This is a genomic window from Hydrogenovibrio sp. (genome assembly GCF_965140365.1).
Classification (GTDB): Bacteria; Pseudomonadota; Gammaproteobacteria; order Thiomicrospirales; family Thiomicrospiraceae; genus Hydrogenovibrio.
The window spans coordinates 1,843,305-1,864,767 of record NZ_OZ223196.1; the positions used below are offsets into that span (position 1 = coordinate 1,843,305).

At 51.3% G+C, this 21,463-nt stretch carries 21 protein-coding genes; all 21 read right to left on the bottom strand.

The genetic code is table 11. The features are described from left to right. Positions 1–9 precede the first annotated feature (9 nt). The 21 genes from AC0KH7_RS08775 to AC0KH7_RS08875 all read right to left on the bottom strand — a co-directional run bounded on the left by AC0KH7_RS08775 (position 10) and on the right by AC0KH7_RS08875 (position 21,413). Entirely contained in the window at positions 10–705 is a 696-nt protein-coding gene (locus tag AC0KH7_RS08775) for a class I SAM-dependent methyltransferase (RefSeq protein WP_472372621.1), read from the bottom strand. Positions 706–712: 7 nt separating this feature from the next. Next, positions 713–4,306 carry a UvrD-helicase domain-containing protein gene (locus AC0KH7_RS08780; protein ID WP_472372623.1) on the bottom strand — a complete coding sequence of 1,198 codons (3,594 nt, stop codon included), beginning with the start codon at positions 4,304–4,306 and terminating at the stop codon, positions 713–715. Continuing rightward, entirely contained in the window at positions 4,303–7,086 is a 2,784-nt protein-coding gene (locus AC0KH7_RS08785; RefSeq protein ID WP_472372625.1) for a PD-(D/E)XK nuclease family protein, read from the bottom strand. The genes AC0KH7_RS08780 and AC0KH7_RS08785 overlap by 4 nt, the downstream gene beginning before the upstream one ends. A 111-nt stretch (positions 7,087–7,197) precedes the next feature. Next, positions 7,198–8,427, bottom strand: a complete 1,230-nt coding sequence (gene chrA, locus AC0KH7_RS08790) for a chromate efflux transporter (protein ID WP_472372627.1) — start codon at positions 8,425–8,427, stop codon at positions 7,198–7,200. Positions 8,428–8,511: 84 nt separating this feature from the next. Beyond that, positions 8,512–9,516 (bottom strand): LysR substrate-binding domain-containing protein, encoded by a 1,005-nt coding sequence (locus tag AC0KH7_RS08795; RefSeq protein WP_472372629.1) that lies wholly within the window; start codon positions 9,514–9,516, stop codon positions 8,512–8,514. A gap of 99 nt (positions 9,517–9,615) precedes the next feature. Further along, a complete protein-coding gene (locus AC0KH7_RS08800; protein WP_472372630.1) occupies positions 9,616–10,245 on the bottom strand; it encodes a BMC domain-containing protein in 630 nt (209 codons plus the stop codon). Next, a complete protein-coding gene (locus tag AC0KH7_RS08805; RefSeq protein WP_472372632.1) occupies positions 10,238–10,852 on the bottom strand; it encodes a non-canonical purine NTP pyrophosphatase in 615 nt (204 codons plus the stop codon). The genes AC0KH7_RS08800 and AC0KH7_RS08805 overlap by 8 nt, the downstream gene beginning before the upstream one ends. A 9-nt stretch (positions 10,853–10,861) precedes the next feature. After that, complete coding sequence (locus tag AC0KH7_RS08810) at positions 10,862–11,236, bottom strand: hypothetical protein (RefSeq protein ID WP_472372634.1); 375 nt, start codon at positions 11,234–11,236, stop codon at positions 10,862–10,864. 351 nt (positions 11,237–11,587) lie between these two features. Then, positions 11,588–11,908, bottom strand: a complete 321-nt coding sequence (locus AC0KH7_RS08815; protein ID WP_472372636.1) for a hypothetical protein — start codon at positions 11,906–11,908, stop codon at positions 11,588–11,590. Between the two features lie 12 nt (positions 11,909–11,920). Beyond that, positions 11,921–12,181, bottom strand: a complete 261-nt coding sequence (locus AC0KH7_RS08820; RefSeq protein ID WP_472372638.1) for a 4a-hydroxytetrahydrobiopterin dehydratase — start codon at positions 12,179–12,181, stop codon at positions 11,921–11,923. Then, positions 12,178–12,726 (bottom strand): ferritin-like domain-containing protein, encoded by a 549-nt coding sequence (locus AC0KH7_RS08825; protein WP_472372640.1) that lies wholly within the window; start codon positions 12,724–12,726, stop codon positions 12,178–12,180. Before AC0KH7_RS08825 ends, AC0KH7_RS08820 begins: the two co-directional genes overlap by 4 nt. Before the next feature lie 52 nt (positions 12,727–12,778). Continuing rightward, positions 12,779–13,084, bottom strand: coding sequence for a BMC domain-containing protein (locus AC0KH7_RS08830; RefSeq protein WP_029938603.1), 306 nt, complete (start codon positions 13,082–13,084; stop codon positions 12,779–12,781). Positions 13,085–13,187: 103 nt separating this feature from the next. Then, complete coding sequence (locus AC0KH7_RS08835; RefSeq protein ID WP_029910948.1) at positions 13,188–13,481, bottom strand: BMC domain-containing protein; 294 nt, start codon at positions 13,479–13,481, stop codon at positions 13,188–13,190. A gap of 103 nt (positions 13,482–13,584) precedes the next feature. Beyond that, positions 13,585–13,875 (bottom strand): BMC domain-containing protein, encoded by a 291-nt coding sequence (locus AC0KH7_RS08840; protein ID WP_472372642.1) that lies wholly within the window; start codon positions 13,873–13,875, stop codon positions 13,585–13,587. A 32-nt stretch (positions 13,876–13,907) separates the two neighbouring features. Beyond that, on the bottom strand, positions 13,908–14,162 hold the full coding sequence (locus tag AC0KH7_RS08845) for a carboxysome peptide B (RefSeq protein ID WP_472372644.1): 255 nt from the start codon (positions 14,160–14,162) through the stop codon (positions 13,908–13,910). Beyond that, a complete protein-coding gene (locus AC0KH7_RS08850) occupies positions 14,143–14,415 on the bottom strand; it encodes a carboxysome peptide A (protein WP_068650379.1) in 273 nt (90 codons plus the stop codon). The genes AC0KH7_RS08845 and AC0KH7_RS08850 overlap by 20 nt, the downstream gene beginning before the upstream one ends. 27 nt (positions 14,416–14,442) lie before the next feature. Next, positions 14,443–16,014, bottom strand: coding sequence for a carboxysome shell carbonic anhydrase (locus tag AC0KH7_RS08855; RefSeq protein ID WP_472372646.1), 1,572 nt, complete (start codon positions 16,012–16,014; stop codon positions 14,443–14,445). A gap of 29 nt (positions 16,015–16,043) precedes the next feature. Beyond that, positions 16,044–18,035 (bottom strand): carboxysome assembly protein CsoS2, encoded by a 1,992-nt coding sequence (csoS2, locus tag AC0KH7_RS08860; protein WP_472372648.1) that lies wholly within the window; start codon positions 18,033–18,035, stop codon positions 16,044–16,046. Between the two features lie 59 nt (positions 18,036–18,094). Beyond that, a complete protein-coding gene (locus AC0KH7_RS08865; protein ID WP_029938609.1) occupies positions 18,095–18,436 on the bottom strand; it encodes a ribulose bisphosphate carboxylase small subunit in 342 nt (113 codons plus the stop codon). Positions 18,437–18,481: 45 nt separating this feature from the next. Next, positions 18,482–19,897, bottom strand: coding sequence for a form I ribulose bisphosphate carboxylase large subunit (locus AC0KH7_RS08870; protein WP_068650386.1), 1,416 nt, complete (start codon positions 19,895–19,897; stop codon positions 18,482–18,484). 418 nt (positions 19,898–20,315) lie between these two features. Continuing rightward, a complete protein-coding gene (locus AC0KH7_RS08875) occupies positions 20,316–21,413 on the bottom strand; it encodes an MBL fold metallo-hydrolase (RefSeq protein WP_472372650.1) in 1,098 nt (365 codons plus the stop codon). Positions 21,414–21,463 lie beyond the last annotated feature (50 nt).

A 21,463-nucleotide genomic window follows, 5' to 3' on the forward strand; every position in this document is an offset into this window, starting at 1 on the left:
CAAGCTAAATTACTTCTCCACCACCAAACGCACAAAACGATCATTGCGATAGCTCAAACGGTCCACCAATTTGAAGCCGCCGAGTTCCAACATATACACAATATCATCCGGATGATAACGATTGTGTTCCTGAAAATGCTCAAACGCATCTTCCAAATCCGCCACCGTAGTGTCCTCGCCCCACACTTGAGTTTCGGTATAACGGTGCTCCAAATAATCTTTCAGCGGCTGTCGCACCACATCCACCACACACAAACGACCGCCGGGTTTCAACCAATCGTACGCCGCCTTAAACATTTTGATCGGCTGCGTCAATTCATGCACCACCATATTCGCCATCACCATCGACACGCAACCCGGCGCAATGTCCGCCTGTGGAAGATTCAAATCGTCTTGGACGATGCGGGCATTGTTCGGCAGCTCGACGGTATGTTCCAACATATAAGGCGCCGCTTCCAGCCCCGTGACCGTCGAATCGGGATAACGCCGCGCACAATCCCGCACGAACTGCCCGATGCCCGCCCCCATATCGACAATGCCATCGCCGGTTTGATGGTTTGCGGCCACCGTCGCTTCCCAAAACTGCCAAAAGTCGTCATCATGACGTCGTTCATAGCTGCTGGAAATGGCCTGCCGGGCTTGAACAGCATTGCCACCGTGATGTTTTAAAATTTGTTGTTGCGTTTTTTCAATCGACACACTCATCTCACTTTCACTCTTCCGGTTTCACTTCCACCCAGGCATCCAGCGCGGTGAAGTACAAAATCCACTTCTGCGGCCGTTCTTCCATGGCCTTAAACAAATCGCCGTACCGTGCCAATTGCGGTCGGTAAACAGCCACCTGCTCTTTAATAAACATGTTTCGGTCTTCCTCAGACGCCCCCGCTTCCAACCAGCTGGTTTTATAATCCACAATCCAGCGAACGCCTTGGTCATCGACAAAGGTGCGGTCCACAATATGATTGGCCTGCCCGGCCTCGCTGATCGAACTCAACGCCAACTCCACCGCCGACTCGGCATGCGATGGCTTCAAAGCCCAAATCAGCGATTCGTTGTGGACGGCGTTTTGCAATGAACGCATGACCCGAGCCATCGCCGTTTCCAGTAATTCGCCGTTCAAGCCATCTTGCGATAGCTGGTGCCGATAAAAAGCGTCATAACGGATTAATTCCAACTCTGTCGGTACGCCCTGGGCCACCCAAATTTCCAGCATTTTATGCACAAAATTGCCGACACTTTTCGCCAGCAATGTGATTTGCCAGTTCACGCGTTCCACGCCGCTATTAGAAGTAACATTCGTCGCCGAATCCCCCTCATCACGACCCGCTTCATCGTCAGGCATCAAGGTTTCCGTCGCACCGCGCTTCAACCAATCCGGCATCGCCACCGCGGATGAGGCAAACCCCGTTCGCATCAACGGCAATCGGCTGACCTTCGGGATAATCGCACTCTCTTCGATTGCTTCCTCCGAGGGCGCATAGTGCGTCAACAACGTCTCGAATTCGGCCTGTACCTGCGGCCACAAACAGTTTAATAAGCTTTTGGCCGGCGGTGCTAACGGCTGGTCGCCATCCAATTGTTTGGCCGACACCGTTACCGACCCCAGCAAATGCAAACGGCGCTTGGCCCGAGTCGCCGCCACATAGAACAAGCGCCCCAACTCGTAATCCTGTTTCACGCTGTCGGTACGTTTAATCAAATTCACCAGGCCGGGTGAATTGCTGGCCTGCGCCGCCTTGCCTTTTTGCTCAAAGGGGGCAATCACCAAACGGTTGTCATCACCGTCGGTGCCTTTAAACGACAACCAGGACAATAAGGTTTTGTCGTCTGAACGCGGTTTACGCCCCAGGCCTGGCAGAATCACGGTGTCGAATTCCAGCCCTTTGGATTTATGCATGGTCATCAATTCCACCCGACCGCTTTCCGGCGAAGCATCCGGCAAAGCAAACAGTTTTTCCAGCGTGTCCGCCAATCCGGCGGCGGTCAACGCCTGAGCGTCGTTTTGCGTTTGTAAGGCATTGAGCATCATCCAATACGCCTCGACATTCTGCAACGCCAGTTCCGATTCCACCGTCTGGGCACCGTCCAATTCCAACCAGGCCTGACGCACCACCTGCTCTAGCCGGAAGGAACCCATCGACTTCAAGGCTTTATCCAAAACCGACCAGGCCTGCCCCAAACGGGTTTGACCGGGTTCCGACAATTTCAACCTGGCCTTTATGCCCTTTAGGGTGTGGTTGTTTTCGTCACAGACCGCCGCTTGCAGACTTTGCCAAACCGGGGTCTGATAATAATCGTCGTTTTCGCCCAACAGCGCATACAAATCGGCCAATGACAAACCGACCAGCGGCGAACGCAGCAACGCAATCCAAGCCGGACGATCGCCCAAATGCAGCAATGCGCGTGTCAAGGCTTCGCAATCCTGAATTTCCTGGCGCTCTTTCAGGCCTTCCAATTCCAGCGCCCGGAAACGAATGCCCGCTTGTTTTAAACGCACCGCAATGGGCATCAGGTGCGAACGACTCCGCCCCAACACGCCGATGGCCGCGCCCGGTTTCAAGTCCGGCAAGGTGGTTTGGATGATATCGACCGCCGCGTCGGCTTCCTCTCCCGCCGAGCGTTCCAAAGCCCAATTCGCACGCACCGCCGGTTCGGCGTTATCGGAAAACGCTTTAGCCAAGGAATAACACACTGCGCCCTGCTCGATGACGCTGTGTTTCGGAAACACCTCGGTAAAGGTTTGATTGACCCAATCCACCACGCCCTGAGTGGAACGGAAGTTCACCGTCAGGCTCAACGGCGTCAACGCCACCTGCCCCAAGCGCCCTTGCCAGGCCTGTAGGAAATTGCCCACTTCCGCCTCACGAAAACGGTAAATTGACTGCATCGGGTCACCGACGATAAACAGGCTGTGATTGTCTTCTGAGGTCCAACCGGCCACCAGTTTTTTCACCAATTCATACTGCGCCACACTGGTGTCTTGGAATTCGTCGATGAGCAAATGCTTCAAGGTATAATCCAGCCGTTCGGCCAAATCGGTCGGTTCCAGTTCCGTGCCGAGCGCTTGCGACGCCGCCTGCGCCACTTCAATGAAATCCGCTTCGCCCTGTTGTTGGAACGCCAGTTTCAAATGGGCCACCGCGCGACGCAGCAACGCAATCAAATGCCGCAGGCTTTGCCATTGGTCATCGTTATAGTGCCCGTCCGGCAGTTGCCGCAACTCATGTAACGCTTGTGCCATATCGCCGCGCAAATCGGCCAGAGCAAAATCCGACAAAGCCTCCAAAAAGCCGTCTTTATTGGCTTTGTTTTCGCCTTTTCCGGCCGGAAAGCCCTGCGCTTTATTGACGGTTTTACGGCAAGCCGGGTCGCTTTTCGTAAGAATCCAATCGCCCAGTGTGCGCCAAACCGATAAATCCGTTTCCGGCGACAAAACGACCCCGGCCAAACATTGCAATTGCGGCTGATCATTGCCCGCGGCAAATTCGGCGTAATCGCATAATGCTTGCAATTTGCCCAGGCCTGGCGACAGTCGCTGCACCGCTTGTTGTTGCTCCTGCGCCACCAACAGCGCCAAGGCATTCTCCAATTCGGCCCGCTCCTCGGCTTCATCCTCGGAACCGTATTGCAACAGCGCGCCCATCCATTGGTCGCGTTTAGCCAACATGCCCACCAACAGGTTTTCTGCGGTTCGGAAAGAGCCGTTCACCAGCCGCAACAGGCTCGCCACCGCTTCACTGGTTTGACTGTCTTTCAACGCCTGACGCGCGGCCTGTAAATACAAGGTGTCCGGCGACGAGGCCATCTGCGGCTGAGTGCCGAGTCGCGACAACAGCGGCATTTGCTGCACCAGATAACCGTTCATGGAATCAATGGTGCGAATTCGCAAGCGGTTCGGGTTATCCAGCAATTGCCAACCGCGCTGTGTGGCATTTTGCAAAGCGGCTTGCGCCAATTGCCAGGTGTTGTGATCGTAAAGCGAGGCCGTTTCCGGCAGGGGTTTCTGGCCGTCGGCCAAGGCTTCGAAAATCCGTTCACGCATTTCGGCGGCGGCCTTTTTGGTAAAGGTCATGGCGACAATCTGTTCCGGCGTCTCCACCTGTGAGAGCAACGCCAAAAAGCGCTGGGTCAGCAAAGCGGTTTTCCCGGAACCGGCCGGTGCCTGCACAATAAAGGAACCTTGCGGGTGAATCGCTTGATAACGGGCTTCACCATCCGGCAAGGCGGTGTCCAATTGCACCTGCGCCAAAGGGTTGATTGGGGTGTATAACGGTGTGTTCAGCGATGCGCTCGACAATGCGTTCATGCATCCTCCTCCGAGCCTTGCCAGCCGACTTGCGCCAACTGGCTTTTCACTTCCGGCAATCGCAACGCTAAAGCACCGGCGGCATAGGCCAAATCCTTTTCATCGCGGAAGGTCATTTCCGCACGGCCCTGCTGAATCGATTCGGCCAAGGCTTCGACTTCATCCCGTAAGCCGTTCAGGAAGTCCGTCCAGGTGACACCTTCATAATCGCCGCCCGATTTTTCGGATTCTTTGGCAAAGACCAACTGCGAGCGGTCTTTCAACATCACACCCTCGTCGGCCACCAAAGTATTAAACCGAACCCCGTCGTCGCTGTGCAGGATGCCATAGCCCAAACCGGCCACCGCATCGCGATAGGCGTGCAGATACACCGCCAGTTGCGGCGCTTCAATCGGCTCTTTCAATAAATCTTTCACGGACGCTTTGCCGGTTTTGTAATCAAGGATGACCGACACGGCTTCGCCACTGTTTTCGCATTCCTCGGCCAATACCGCATCCACCCGGTCGATTTTGATTTTGAATTCAATGCCGGCAATCGTCGGCGTATGGACTTCTTCAAACGCCACCACTTTAAAGCCGGGCCGCTGTTTTTCTAACGCCAGCCAATTCATCAGTAGCTCGGTAATGCGTTCTTTTTCCAAGGCCAGATAGTGGTCGTCGAACTGTTGCATCAGTGGCTGCATCGCCTCGTCCAATAACGTGTGTAACTTGGCGACAAGGCTGTCGTCGTCCAAGGCCAGCAAGGCGTTTTGGGTTTGCACGTCACGCCAAAAAGCTTCCAATACCTCATGCACCAAGGTCCCGAGATGGTTGGCGCGCAAGCCTTCGGCCACGTCTTCCAATTGCTGACGCGCGCCCAGCCGGAAATCGATAAACGCCATCAGCGGGCATTTGTTTTGCGCCGTCAAAATCCCGGAACCGCCCGGCGCGCGTTCGCCCAATGGAATCGGCGGTGCTTGGGCGTCTTCTTCCCATTCAATCGGAGCGGCTTGCTGATATTGTTGCTCGGCAAGACTGCGATAGTCGCGCGCCGGATAGGGTTCGGCCATCGCCAATGCCGGCAAATTCAGTAACGGTGACGGTAAAGCGACGCGGTCTTCCAATTGTGTGGCGTATGACCAGACGACCTGCTCGGCGGACGCCGCCAAACGGCGGGTGATTTTTTGGGCATACTGCAACTCGCGCTGGGCATCGGCGCGCGGCACGGCCCGTTCGCGTTGCAGCTGCATCGGCAAGAAAGGATTCGGGCTGGGCGGTCGCGGCCAGGCTTCGTCGGTCAATCCCATGACCCATAAGGCATCGAAGGTTTGTCCGCCGGCTTCGAGCATCCCCACCACCTGAATGGGGACAACATCTTTGGTTTGGGGTTGATGCACGGTTTCGGCCACAAACCGTTTCAGCAAATTCAGCCAGGCCTGGGCGTTTTGGGCTTCGTCGCCCAGATGCAGCTGCGAAAAGCGACCGAGGCATTCCAAAAAGGCTTCTTTCTGTTGGGTTTCAATAGTGGTTAAGGCGCGCTCCTGGCGTGAAACGCCCCATTGGAATTGTTGCAACACCCGTTCGACCCGTTCCAGAAAGGCGTGCAACGATAGGCGCCCTGTGTATTTTCGGTCAGAAGGCTTGGCAGATATTTTTTGCAACACCGTCATCAACGGCTTGGGCAAAAGGGTCGGCCAGTGGTTTTCCTGCTGTTCCAGCCAAGTCACCAAATTCGGCCACTTAAAACTGGCCCATTGCAGCCGCCGCAACTGGGCATCGGCTTTCTGTCGCTGTGGCAAGGCCCCCAATGTAAAGGGCGACACCAGCCAGGCCGACCAGTCGGCGTAGCTTAAGCGTTTATCCGGCAAAAGCGCCAGGTTCAAGGTTTGCAAGGCGTTTTGCACAATCGGCGTGTTCGCCAAGGATTCGCCGAGCGAGACGTTATACAACACACGGCGCCCGGTTTTTAATGGTAATGCCTGACCGAAGAGTTGAAACAACACCTCATCCAATAAGGCACTGAATCCTTGTTGAATGTCGTTGAGGTTCGGTGCCACCACACCGATTCGAATATCTTTGGCCCCTTTGGTTTCGCCGAGGCGTTGCAGGGTTTCGGCACACCAGAGCGCCGCTTGTTGCATTTCGTCCTGCGGGTTCATGGCGGCGTAACGCTTTTGCGGCTGGGCTGGTGTCTCATCCGGCTCTACGATCATGACCTCATTACCGGCTTCCCGCAGTAGGTTCATCCATTGCTGCATAAACGACGTGATTTCGTCAAAACCATGCAGCATAAAACGCGTCGATGTGACCGGACGTTCCTGCAACCAATGTAATCGCCATTGCATCGTCAAGACATCGTCTTGCCAGTTCTGTTCTTTCAGCCGCTTCTGGTAACCGCCTTTCAAGGCCAGAAACAAACGCACTTCGTCGGTTTGGAAAATTGTTTGTTCATCCTGGTCATCGAAATATTCCGACCAAAAGCACCAGGCCTGGTAGAGTTGTTTGGCGGTAGCCGTCTCATTCAGCAACGCCAGTTGCGGCTCGGCTTGAATTTTGTCATCCAGCAAAGATTCCCAAATCAATTGGGCTTCAAACGCCGACAAGCGTTTGGCGGGCCAGGCGTCCAGCGCCAAGCGCCCGCTTAACAAAGTTTCCTGCTCCCATTCCTGCCACCATTGGCTCCAAGTCATCACCGCCGGGGTTTTCGCCACGGATTGCGTCGTCCATTGATCGGCCAGTAAGGCTTGTTTCAAAAAGCCGGTTAAACGGCTATTGGCGGTAATGTGAATGGTTGGCATCATGAAGGAATCGGTATCACTTTTCAGTCAGTCTAAGTCAATTTGAGTCAAACTCAAAGGATACCAAAAATTACGACGTAAGACTGCCTTTTGGCGCCAGAGATTAAGCCGAGTTCACCCCGAAACGAACTGTGACCAACTCCAATAAAGTGCGATATTGAGGGGCATCAACCAGATGGACGGCCATTGCCACTTGAACAGAAACACCAGATTCATCGCCACCAGGAAACCGCTGGTCCAATCCACGAAAGCATGCGGCAAAATGGGCACCGCCAATGCAAACAACATAAAACCGACCACGCCGGCTTGCACCGCCACCAAGCCCGACTGCATCCGTTCCGAGGAGGTGAACGCTTGGTAAAACGGCAGAATGCCGATAATCAACAATAAACCGGGTAGAAAAATCGCCAGCGTCGCCACGGCCGCGCCGAGCCACCCGCCAAGAACGCCACCCAAATAGGTCGCAAAGGTAAACAAGGGCCCCGGTAAGGCTTGCGCCAAACTGTAACCAGCCAAAAATTGCGACTCGGTCACACGCCCGGTTTGCACCCACTCCAGTTCCAACATCGGCAAAACCACATGGCCGCCGCCGAACACCAGCGCGCCGGCGCGATAAAAACCGTTCGCGATTGACCAGACACCCTCGCCCATCCATACCAATAACGGCAAAAAACCCAATAAGCCAACGGCTAAAACGATTAAGCTCCAGCCGACTTTGGAAGGCGGACTGCGTAATAGATTTTCCGTTATCGCTCCGTCTGAAATGGCTCCCTGATTGACCGATGACGTCAGACGCTGTTTAAACAAAACGCCAATCACACCCAACGCCATTAACAAAAACAACGGCGTCCACACCGATGGCCACACCGCCAGACCGACCGCCGTCAGCAACGCCAAGAACCGAAGTGACCAGGCCTGGCAGAATTGTCGATTCATCTGCCAAGTGACCTGAATGACGATGGCGGCGGCCACCAGCACCAAAGCATGCCAAACCGGCTGCCAGGTGTCGTCCAGCCAAAACCAACCGTACGCCAATCCCAACATCATCATGGCTGAGGGCAAGGTGAAGCCGACAAACGCGGCGACGGCACCGGGCCAACCGCCACGTTGATAACCGATTAAAAACCCCAATTGCGAACTGGAAGGCCCGGGCAAAAGGTGACACAAGGCAATCCAGCGCGCAAAAGTGCTCTCACCAAACCAACCCTGTCGAACCACAAACGCTTGATGAAAAAAACCGATATGAGCCGCCGGCCCGCCGAAACTGGTCAAGCCGAGCTTTAGAAACTGTGTAAAGATGGAAACGGTGGCGGCCCAACGGGCTAAAAAGGTGGGCAATGACATGCCGGGAAAATCCTCAACGACAACATAAACGATTCATTTAAGTGATTCAGTCTACCCGTCGTTGAGAAACCTTGGATGACAGTTTTATGAGGATGCGGATTTCAAAGTCTCAGCAGGTTTGTCCAATGCCGGCTTTTCATCCATCTCCAACTCCAAGTATTGGTCACCATGTTCCTGCAAGAACTTCAGGAATTCTTCCGCCAATAACGACAAGGACTTGGCTTTCGGATAGACGATATTCCATTCTTTATGAATCGGAAAGCCTTCCACATCCAATTTGGCGATTTTTGCCCCCGGGCTGATCAGATCCAATGCATGTTCGGAGACACAAGCGACACCCAACTCCCCCATTACGCAGTGCTTGATGGCTTCGTTGGTTTCCAACATCATGCGTTCTTTCACCGTCAGGCCATGTTGCGCAAACAGGTCTTCCACCGCGGAACGAATACCGGACCCTTTTTCACGCATAATGAACGGCTCTTTCGCCAAACGTTTCAAGCTGACTTTGGTGCCGACCAGCTCATGATTGGCATGCGCAATCATAATCAATGGGTTGGGCGCGAAAGGCACCGCTTCCAAATCCATGTCCGTACTCGGAACCTGGCCGAGTATATACAAATCGTCTAAATTTCGATCAATTCGGCTTAAAATCGTATTACGATTACCGACCTTAAGGTTGAGATCAATATCGGGAAATTTTTTGCAAAACTTACCCAAGGCAATCGGAGCAAAATATTTTGCTGTGGTAATGACCGCCACACGTAAACGACCACGTTTTAACCCTCGAAAATCATCCAACAAAATTTCCAGGTTCGACAACTGATCGATAATCGCACGGCAACTGCATGCGACCTCTTCGCCGATTTCGGTTAAAAAGATCTTCCGACCGACCTGCTCGTACAATGGCATATCAATCGCTTCAGCCAGGCTTTTGACCTGAGACGATACCGTCGGCTGCGTCAAATACAGTTCTTCGGCGGCGCGTGTGAAACTGAGGTTTCTCGCCACACACTCAAATACCTGAATTTGCCGAAGCGAAGCATGCCGAATCAAAAAATTCGATGTCGCCTTGTTTAAATGTTCAGTCATTCCCGCCACAACATCACCCCCCTAACTGAGTAAACCCTATCTCAAAAACGCGCCTGTAAAACTAAATATTTGTTATGAATAACATAACGTTACGTTACTTTAATCTCTTCCATCACGACGACACTGCAACCCTTCCAACGACCTCGTCGCGGCTTGAGCGGCTTCATTGATGTCGGCCTCTTTTCCACACATGATCAAGCGGCCATAAGCTCCCACCGCTCGGGCTTCCACCAAGGTTACATTCGCGGCCTTTTCCGCCTCATTGGCCGCATAAACAATGTAACCGGCCGGTTCGGTTTCCATAATAAACATGCTTTGCCCGGCCAGCGCCATCGAACCACGTCGGTTATCACGGTTAATCAAGGTCGCATGGTCGGCGGTAATGCAACGGATGGTTTCATTCCACATCACCAAACATTGCTGACGATCAAATTCGTGTGTTTGTAAATGCTGCAAAATACGTTCGCCTGACTCCAACACATCGCTTTGCGTGCGGTGGTGAATGACCATCGAACCGTAAGCCCGCTCCACGACTTGCTGCGCCAAACGCACATTGGACGCCTTCAAGGCAATGTCGGACAAACGGTGAACTGCCATCCCCGGCGCCACTTCCACCCATAGGCAAGCATCACCTTCAACCGGTAGAAACCCCATGGAAGCGGTGGCCATATACGAAGCCAACTGCGGTTGTAAGGCGTCCAAAAAAACATAAGTTCTAAGCTTAATCATAAAAAGCGTTCGTCTCCAACTGGGTCATCACCGAATGAATCGCTTCCGTGCGATGACTCAAACGTATTTTTTCGTCTAACGGCAGTTCCGACACCGTCTTCAATAACGCCGGAATCCACATGACGTCGTCGTAACCGACTCCGTGCCCCGTGCGTGGGGACTTTAATATTTCACCATACCAATGACCGATACCAATCACCGGCATAGGATCGCGCTCATGCGCTACGTACACCACCGCACAAGAGTAGCGAGCCTTGCGTTCACAAAAAGGTTTTCCTTCCAAATCCTGTAATAGCTGGCGAACATTTTCCTCTTCGCTGGGTTTATGTTGTCCTTGCCCAGCGTAACGCGCGGAAATAATACCGGGAAGCCCGCCCAAAGAGGCCACTTCCAAACCGGAGTCATCCGCCAAAGCCGGCAAGCCACTTTTGGCACTGGCAAAACGTGCTTTTTTCAAGGCATTTTCCACAAAGCTCAAACCGTCTTCGTCCACTTCTCCGTCAAAAAAGGTGCTTTGCGCCAATGGCTCAACACCGTATTGCTCAATCACCGGCAACATTTCCGTCAATTTGTATGGATTTCCTGTGGCTAACACCAAACGCTGCATGGTCTTTTCCTAAGCAAAATAACTCGGTGTCAGCACATCGACATTGGCCGTAAACACCGTTAATTGATGACTGCCGTCCAAATACACATTCAGTTCATTGTATAAGCGGTTCAGTTTTTCCTCCGACACCACGACCAAAAACAAGGTTTGACCGGAAGTCTCCGTTTGAGCGGGCTTCACATCAAAAGCGGTAACACGACTGACGGACACCTGATCAAACAGGCTTCTTAAATCGGTTTCCAATTCCGTATTCGCTACAATATGCACCAGCTTTTCACAACAGGTTTCCACCATATTCAGTCCACCCTCAATGCCCGCTGAAGAATCGTTTTCATTTTGGCTTGGACAACTCCAGGACTCTGCATTTGCTTCATACCATTTCATATCGGTTCGCCATCTCTTGTCTTTGTGTTCGATCAACTCCAAATGCAAAGCCTAAGCTTCACCTATGGACCTTGCCGGTCACCTCAACGCCTCCTTGCGTGAGAACCGCTTCCATACGAATATTCATCCTAGAGAAATCCACTCTGGATGAAAAATTGATTTTTCAACTTGATTCCATAGACTCGAATCAATGGTTTTACCTCTCGGCCACAACCATCCTGCATAATCAATCAAACCCTGATCGACATCATCCCACTCTAAATTTCACATAAAAAAACGGGCAGAAAAATCTGCCCAAACAACTAAGACTTAATTCAATTCAAAAATTCAAACGTAAGAACTCAAAGGCGATTAATCCGGCCAAACACGTCGACTTGGAAAACGCTTAATGCTCTCCGCAATAGGCTCCTGACCAGCGTTGCCGGACGGGCTTGCATTCGATTTTGCCGGCGCGGGTTTTTTACGTGCCGACACCGGTTTTTTCGCCGGTGCAGCCGGTTTGGATGCCGGTTTCTTACTCGCCGTGGCCGACGCTGTTTTTTTAGGCGTCGGTTTCGAAACCGAATTTTTGGCCGCATTTGGCGAGGTGCTTGACACCGGCTTAACCGACGTATCCGAGGCGGACGATTGCGCCGTCGCGGCTGGCTTGGTTTTGTCTGATGGGGTCGTCATAAGACTCTCCTTTTAGTGCAGATTAACGCGACTGAAACCTTCATCAATACCATCCGCCAGCGCAAAATCGACATCTTGCAACTCTTGCGCCTGGGAATAAATGATGACCGATACATGCTCACGACCAAAACTGATGTTCGGGTGGTGATTCAGATGCTCGGCTTTTTCCGCCATATCGTCAAGAAAGGTCCGTAGGGTTTCGAAATCATCGAACTCAAAACGGGCCTCAAGACTGGCAGGTTTCTTTTTAAGCTTCCATCGTTGTTCGTTCATACAAAGCTCCTATTGGGCTGTTGTTGCATCATCAAAGATCCATAATATTCTTCCAACCAGGATTGCACTCTCACAAGCTGAGTTTGCTCTTCTTCCAATAGCCGGTTAAACAGCATCAAATCTTCTTGAGCACCAAAATTGGCGCAATATTGCGAAGCTTCCGAATACAGTTGAATAAGCGCCATTTCTCGCTCTTCACAACTTCTCAAAGCTTCAACCATATTGGTTGCCGGTCCAGCCGGACGTAAGACGCTCCCCGCAGGAAGGGCTCCTTGTGCAACCATACGATCTGTAATCAAGTTCGCATGTTGGAACTCTTCATTTGCCAGGGTCACAAACCCTTCGGCATATGAAATTTCTTGGCGAAATTTCGCCAGCGAAGCCTGTGCGAGGTAATGCTGACCGGCCGAAAACTCCAGGCTCAACGCTCGCCCCAAATACCCCAGAATTTGACTGTTTGCAACAGCCGTCTGTGCCTGGGGGATTTGTGGGTATGCGCCTGCTCCTGGCATTACAGAACCGGGCATTCTTTGTGAATAACGCATTTTTCCCTCCTAACTTCCAAATGAGGGTTAAAAACTAACCCTCGACATTCAATCAGCTACGGGTGGCACCGTTACCAATTGTCAAAACAGGTTCCACTTCTTTGTGTGGGCGAGCAATGATGTGCGCGGCTACCAGACCGTCACCAACACGTTCACATGCGTCTGCTCCGGCACGAACTGCGGCGTTAACCGCACCGGTTTCACCACGAACCATTACCGTGACATAACCACCGCCAACAAACTCACGACTGACCAGGCGTACTTCCGCCGCTTTCGTCATCGCATCCGCTGCTTCAATCGCTGGCACCAAACCACGGGTTTCAATCATGCCCAGTGCAATTCCATATTCCGTACTCATAGCCTTTCTCCTTAGAGGTAAAAAGAATTGTTCCCGCATCAAGCCCCTAAACATTAAGTGTTTCGGGGTACTTTCTGTTTAGAGACTTTTAGCGAAAGACAAATTACTTACTTTCAATTGTTAAAACGGGTTCCACTTCTTTGTGTGGACGAGCAATGATGTGCGCGGCTACCAGACCGTCACCAACACGTTCACAAGCGTCTGCTCCGGCACGAACCGCAGCGTTAACCGCACCGGTTTCACCACGAACCATTACCGTTACATAACCGCCGCCAACAAACTCACGACTGACCAAACGCACTTCCGCTGCTTTTGTCATCGCATCCGCCGCTTCAATCGCCGGCACCAAACCACGGGTTTCAATCATGCCCAGTGCAATTCCATATTCCGTACTCATAGCCTTTCTCCTTACAGATAAAAATGATTGTTTCCGCTTCAAGCCCCTAAGCATTAAGTGTTTCGGGGTACTTCCTTTTCAGAGACTTTTAGCGAAAGACAAGTTACTTACTTTCAATTGTTAAAACAGGTTCCACTTCTTTGTGTGGGCGAGCAATGATGTGCGCGGCTACCAGACCGTCACCAACACGTTCACAAGCATCTGCTCCGGCACGGACCGCTGCGTTCACCGCACCGGTTTCACCACGGACCATTACCGTGACGTAACCGCCGCCAACAAATTCACGACTGACCAAACGTACTTCCGCCGCTTTCGTCATCGCATCCGCGGCTTCGATCGCTGGTACCAAACCACGGGTTTCAATCATGCCTAACGCAATACCGTAATCACTCATAACTTTCTCCTTTGAGTTGCTCACTTTAAAACTTAGTTTTGTTCTGGCTGCCAGTCATCGATGATGCCGCCAACCGTTAAATCCGTTAATAATCGTTTGTCTCCTGCCGCGTCTCTCGCCGCAGAATTGGCGATGGTAAACACCCAGTCACCCAACTTTGTCCCAACGGGATCCATCGCCACAAGTACTTCGCCTGTCTGGCTGACCAGCGCTTTGATTGGAAGATGACCTAACCCTTCCAAGCGACTGGTCAGAACCAGCTCTTTTTTAACTTGTAGTATCTGCATCCTCTGGCACTTCCCATTTATCGATAATTCCAACGATGGTTAAATCACTTGGATATCCTTTTACACCTGTCGCATCTCGGGCTGCCGAGCTACCACAACAAATCACCCAATCTCCCGGCTTGCACCCCACCGGATCAACCGCTACTTGAGGGGTACCGCCATCTTTTTCTCGCACCACCAGCAGAGGCTTGTGCTCCATCATGGAAATGCGATTGGTCGAAACGAGTGTCTTATCGACTTTATAAATTTTCACCTTCTACTCCTTTCTAAGCAGTGCTTCTCAAGCTGAAAAATCTGCCAGGCTGGAGAGCCTCTCAGCTGGCTGACAGCCGGTAAAATCTCTTAAGGTCGGCATGGTTTGCAACAAACCGGATGTCGACAATTCCTGATAACGGTTATGCAATGCCTTTTCAATTCTCACCGCTTTGGTTTGCGCTCTATCTTTCGATCCCGGAACCCGCCCGTCATAATCGCAACGGATGATGATCGGAATCGGTCGCCCTTTTTTGACGTTCAGACCTTTGAAGATCTTGATACCGACATCCACATCGTTCACACCTTCTTCCACCGTATCGAGGAAGCTGTAATAACTCAGATTGCGAAGCTGTACTTCTTCGAAGCCGTTACCGACTCCGATAAACCTTTCCGCATGACCGATATCGCTATAGCAACCGTTTTCATATCGGTTGACATAGGCCAGTTGCGAGAAGTTGTTCGCAATCAACCAGGCAATCAGGGTATTCACCCCCGATTGTGGCAAGGTTGAGCTTTTGTTCAGATTGCAATCATCGATTGCGCGCTCAATCGCTTGCTTCGCTTGGTCTGCCGACAAATCAGCCGTCTGCTGATACAATTGATCGGTTTCCACAAAGCGTTGCAAACACACCTTGCCTTGCTCGTTCGGAATATGAATTTTCAAACTGTCGTCATCGGTATTCATTCCAATCAACAAGGTCTGAACACTCGCACCACATCCGAAACGATTTTCAATCGCCTGTCTAAAATCCTTGAGTTTTGTTAGTGCAGCCTCCGCTGCTTTTTGGTCATCACTCCCATGGGCCGCACACCCCTGATGTGTCGGATCGGCTTTGGAAAAGTGATATACCGCAATCTTTAAATAACGCGTCGGTTCTTCAGCCGAATTTGGCTTACCTTCTCTGAACCGCGTGTGTTCAATAAACACCCAGTTTCTGACACTTTCGCTGATATCAAATAATGAACCCGCATGGGCTTTTCTTCTTACAGCACTATAAGGCAGTCTGAGTACATAACTCACTACATGAGCAAGACGTCCATCCGCACAAGGCGCAATGCCTACGGCGTGAAATCCCGCTTCTTTAAAAATGCGTTCGGCTTCTTGTTTTCGCTGGCCCATTAATGGGTCATTGATATAGAAGTCTTCCGACATTCGAATAAATTGTGCAAAGAGGGTTTTGGCGTACAGTTTCTGAAACGCTTTCTGAGATTGAAAATTCAATTCAGATTGCCAATCGTCTTCTGTCAGCTTTACACCCAACTTTGCAAACAGCGCTTGGTTGGCCCAAGCCACAAATCCCGGTTTGCCCTGCTGCGTCAAAATGTCTTTCAAAACGGTTTCGATGTCATCAAAACGTGCTTTGATATCCACTTCATAACGACGCAACAATTCATTTTGAGCCTCGTTAACCAAAGCATGAGTGCCGGCCATTGCTAGAGTCGTATCAACTCTGTCCTGTCTTCCGATTTCATCCATCACTTCCGTTGCAACCGTCGCACCATGAGCAGTCGGTTTCTTTTGTTGCCACAAAGGGTTCGATGGAATCGGTTTCCAAAACAATGACTTTTGACGATAGTTCTTTTTTGTAGAATTCATCTAACACTCACACTTTCGTTACACAATCATTAAGCTCTAGCACCGCCCGACAAAGTCACTTTCGCGCCCGTGTCGGTATTACCGGATGAACCCGTAATCGGACTCATCGGCACTTCGGCATTGGCCCCCGGCGTAAACTGCGCAGCCGCCATAGGAGACTGTTTAGCCGTGCCACGAACCGAGGCATTACGCTGTGCCGCCCAAGGTCCATCCGTACCGGTGACTTTGGAACCTCTGTCCCATCCGTCACCGGTAATTCTCGACCCTTGTTCCGGCGCAGGTTCTGCCATCGCCACTGGAGCGGCTTGCGCTTGCCCCACCATCATCGGAAAATCCGACTCGCCCGGTGCCGCGGCATTGTTAGAATCACATACCATGGCGGTTTGATCGTTGCCTTGATAATGTGTCCCTGAAACCAATTCACAAGCCCCTTTTTGAGCACCTGTCAGTCCCTGAGGCCCCGGTTGAACACCTGAAATGGACGGGTTAGCGCCTTGACGCTGCCGAACCTTTATTTCAGTTTGCTGATCAACCGAGCACAATTGTGCTTGCTCAGCGCCCGTATAAGGTGTGCCGGTTACCGCTTGACAATCGCCGGTTTCTGCACCCGTCATACCGTAGTAAGCACCACTGCGTTCCCCCGTGACCTTTTGGCCGCGACTGGTTCCAGAAGCGGTTACCTTGGTGGCCGTATCGGTGGCGGGCATTTGGCATAAAGCCTCCGCCTCTTCCACACTCTGGTAGCCTGTACCCGTAACAGATTTACAACTTCCTGCTTCACCGCCGGTTACGGCTTCCAGGCGGCCCACCTGGGTACCTGTCGTCGTATTACCTTTGGCCGTTTGCGAAGGCATTACCTTTTGCGGCGCTTTCGCCGGTGTTTTTGGCTTAATCGTTGTCGATTGAGACTGTCGATTGTCGCCACCGGTGATTTTGTTACCGTTGCTCTGCGCTGGCTGAGACATCACCGAAAAACCGGTTGCATTCGCTTTCGCAGGAACGGAACCACAGTACATTTGACTCTGGTCGGCCGGCAAATACTCGGTTCCTGTAATGGATGAACAGGTTCCTGTTTCATTACCGGTCATTTTTTCAGCTCGCCCGACTTCGGTTCCGCTCACGCTTTGACCACGAGTGGTTTGCGTTTGCGTCACTTTTGCCGGCCTCGCCTCAGGTTGAGAACTGCAGCTCGCATTGAACTCTTCAGAGCCCAAATATTCCGTGCCGCTCACCAATTGACATGCACCGGTTTCAGCGCCTGTCATTTTCTTTTCACCTTGACCGACTTGCGTACCGGAAACGGTTTGACCACTTAGAGTTTGTGACTCGCCCACTTTTTGGGGTAACGGGTCGCTATTTCTCGGTTGCCGCATAGGTCGTGAACCGCCAGTTGAACAGGTTTTGCCTTTAGCGCATTTTTCGGCACGAACTTGCTTTGCAATCTCGCGCGTCGATGCATCCGGATTCGCCAATTTGGCTTTGGCACCAGACTGACTTGTGCCTTTCGCTTTAAAAGCCTCCTGCCCGACTTTGCCTTTAGCTTGCGCCTGACGGTAGGCCTTCGATTGAAGGCGTCCGCTCGGTTGCACGGCCACTTCAGGTTTTACCGCTTTACGGCGTTCTGAACGTGCCGCAGGCTTCGGTGTCTTAGACTGACGAGGTTCGACAATCGGCTCTTCCGGTTTTTGCTTGGCTTTCGCCTTCTGACTAGGGTGAGACGTTGACTTAGCCGCATCTGCCGCACTTTTCCCGTTTTTCTGTTGCTGTCTTTTCTGTTTCGCCGCTTCACGCCCTGCTGCGGACGCCGGAGTTGGCGCAGCAGCTGAAACTTGGCGACGAGAGCGAGACGGCTTAGAAGCAACTGGAGAAGGTGCAGGTGCCGCCGTTGTCGCAACCGGCTCGGGAGTGGATGGACGCTGGCGCGTCGCTGTCGAAGCTGACGCCTGCCCTCCCTTTCCTTTCACCTGTGCTTTTCGGCGCGCAATCGCTGCGGCTCGACCGCTTTGAGCATTGTTACTCATGCTAAAGCCTCCTTTTCGTCTTGATGACTCGTTTAATCTCGTTATTCGTTCCGTGCGAATTACATTCCGCGAGGACGGTAAACTACAAAATTGTGCCCTTGACACTGGGTGTAGTTGTCATATCCAATCAAACGAATCAAGTGGTTTGGGTAAGCGGCGCGACAGGCGTCCAACTCAACCAAAACTTCATTTGGATCACGCGTACCAAACAATGGTAGCTTCCACATTCCCCAGTAATGTGCTGAGGCATTGGCCGGATCTTCATGCTCTAGAGCTGGTGTCCAGCCCTGGTTGATGATGTAAACAATCTGGTCGTAAACCTCATCCGCATTGAATTCCGGTAAAAACGAGAAGGTTTCCAACGTGTACTGAGTACGGTAATCATCTGTTTGCATTGACATTTTTATCTCCTTGTATTGTTAGGATTCATTCAAATAAGATGCGGCTTAGCCCACATCCAATTTGTCAACGGTATCGAACTCGAACTTGATCTCTTTCCAAGTTTCCAGAGCGACTGCCAATTCTTTACTCGTACGAGCCGCATCTCTCAAGATGTCTCCACCCTCTCTTTCCAGGTCACGACCTTCGTTACGTGCTTTAACACAAGCTTCCAATGCCACACGGTTGGCTGCCGCACCGGCTGCGTTACCGCCTGGGTGACCTTGCGTACCACCACCAAACTGAAGAACCGAATCGTCACCAAAGATATTCACCAATGCCGGCATGTGCCATACGTGGATACCACCGGAGGCTACCGCCATCACACCAGGCATGGAACCCCAGTCCTGATCAAAGAACACACCACGTGAACGATCTTCTGGAACAAATGCTTCACGCAATTGATCAACGAAACCAAGCGTCGAAGCACGGTCACCTTCCAACTTACCAACAACCGTACCGGTATGTAGGTGGTCACCCCCTGACAAACGTAGGCACTTAGCCAATACGCGGAAATGAATACCGTGGTTCGGGTTACGGTCGATTACGGCGTGCATGGCACGGTGAATGTGCAACAACATGCCATTTTCACGACACCAGTTCGCCAACGTGGTATTCGCTGTGAAACCAGCGGTCAAGAAGTCATGCATGATGATTGGCTGACCCAGCTCTTTAGCGAACTCGGCACGTTTCATCATTTCTTCAACGGTACCAGCGGTAACGTTCAAATAGTGACCTTTACGCTCACCGGTTTCCGCAGTCGCTTTATCAACCGCTTCGGCGACGAATTCAAAACGATCTCTCCAACGCTGGAAGGGTTGCGAGTTGATGTTTTCGTCATCCTTGGTCAAATCCAGACCACCGCGCAAACATTCATATACGGCACGTCCGTAGTTTTTAGCCGAAAGACCCAGTTTTGGTTTGATGGTACAACCCAACATAGGACGACCGTATTTGTTCAACTTATCACGCTCAACTTGAATCCCGGATGGTGGCCCACCACAGGTTTTAATGAACGCCATTGGGAAGCGTAGATCTTCCAAACGAAGTGAACGTACGGCTTTAAACCCGAATACGTTACCGACCAATGAAGTCAATACGTTTACAACAGACCCTTCTTCGAAAAGATCCAATGGGTAAGCGATGAATGCATAAAATGCATTTTTATCACCTGGGACATCTTCAATTCGGTATGCGCGACCTTTGTAGAACTCCATGTCCGTCAACAAATCCGTCCATACAGTCGTCCAGGTACCCGTTGATGATTCTGCCGCTACAGCCGCTGCTGCTTCTTCACGCGGTACACCATCTTGAGGAACAACCTTAAAACAAGCCAATAGATCTGTATCCAGAGGCGTATAATCTGGTGTCCAATAAGTCAGCTGGTAATCCTGTACACCAGCGTCAAACGTTTTACTCGCCATAAATGCTCTCCTTGTTTTTGGAGTTGAAATAAATTCAAGTGCAATATTAGTGCGCCAACCTATAGGTGACTAATTGAAAGGCATGATGGTTAGAATTGACGATAATCAATACTTTAAAAATAAATACTTATTTTTCAGTAACTTAAACAGAATCGTTTTTTCTAAAAATTCAAAACAAAATGGCATTTTTTTGATCAAAAAACTTGGAAGCGCTTCAAAAAAACCGTCCAAAAATATGACGCCACCCCATCAGAAAACAAACCAGGCCTGGTCAAAATAGCGCTAAAATGGATAGGGATAGAAAAGGAAAGTCGGAAACGGCATTTGTCAGGTGACAAATAAAAAAGGCCTCATTGCAATGCAATGAAACCTTTTAATATGCTGAACGCGGTTATTAAGGCCGCCGTTCGAACAAAAATTACTCGAAGTTTTCGCCTAAATCGCCACCGGTCATCTCACGATAAATATGACTGGCATTATTTCGATGCGTCTGTTCGAAGACTGGACGGTCCTGATACATCGATTGATCAATTTCCAAAGCGTCCTCTTCCGAACCGCCCCGGTCGATGATTTTCTGCACTTCGGTTTGCATATACGTCAGATAATCATAGGTGTCACGCTTAATGGTCGCCATATCGGTCGGCGCACCATGCCCCGGAATCACTTTGACATCGTTCGGCATCGCCGCCATCATCCGGTCAAAAGATTCCACCCAGTGCAGCGTATTCGTGTAAGAGAACAACGCCAACATCCGGGAGTTATAAGCCAAGTCGCCGGTCAACAGCAGCTTACGGCTTGGTACATACACCAATGTCGAACCTGGGGTATGGCCGGGGCCAAAGTTCAAGACTTCAACGGCCTCGCCACCACCGACATCGACGGTCAATTTATCGTCAAAGGTGGTGAATTGGTCCGACACATCACGTGCCGAATGGGTGATTTCCGCCCCCACTCGCGACGACCAATGTTCTTTAATCGACTTAAAGCCTTTATGAAAATCATCATTAGCACGTTTATGCGAATACAGGTTTTTCACGCCCACATCCACCCAATAACTGGCGCCGAGATAAGCATGGCCTTGACTGTTTTCCACCGCAACCCATTTCACTGGTTTGTCAGTATAAGAACGAATCATTTTATGGAACGCGGCCGCTACGGCCGGATTCGGCCCCGCATTGAACACAAAAACGCCGTCTTTAAAAATCATAAACGTCAGGTTATTGTTCAACCCGTAGTTGGACGGATTATGCCAGATCAAACTTCCGACCACCGTATAAACGCCATCGGTCACTTTTACAGGCTTCGGCAAATGTACCGTCGGGCCAATGTAACCCGCCTTGCGTTCGGTTTTGACCACTTCTTGCGCATACCCACTGTAAGTCGTGTCCCCTCCCATTTCCTTCGCATAGGTTTCAAACCCCATGACATAAGGGTCACCGGCCTTATCTCCGGCCGAAAATACCGCACCGGATACAAAACCGGACGACAAAATCAACGTTGATAATAGTTGTCGCATAACTTTTTCCTTCATATACGCTAATCAATTGAATATTAAAATCGGTGCGC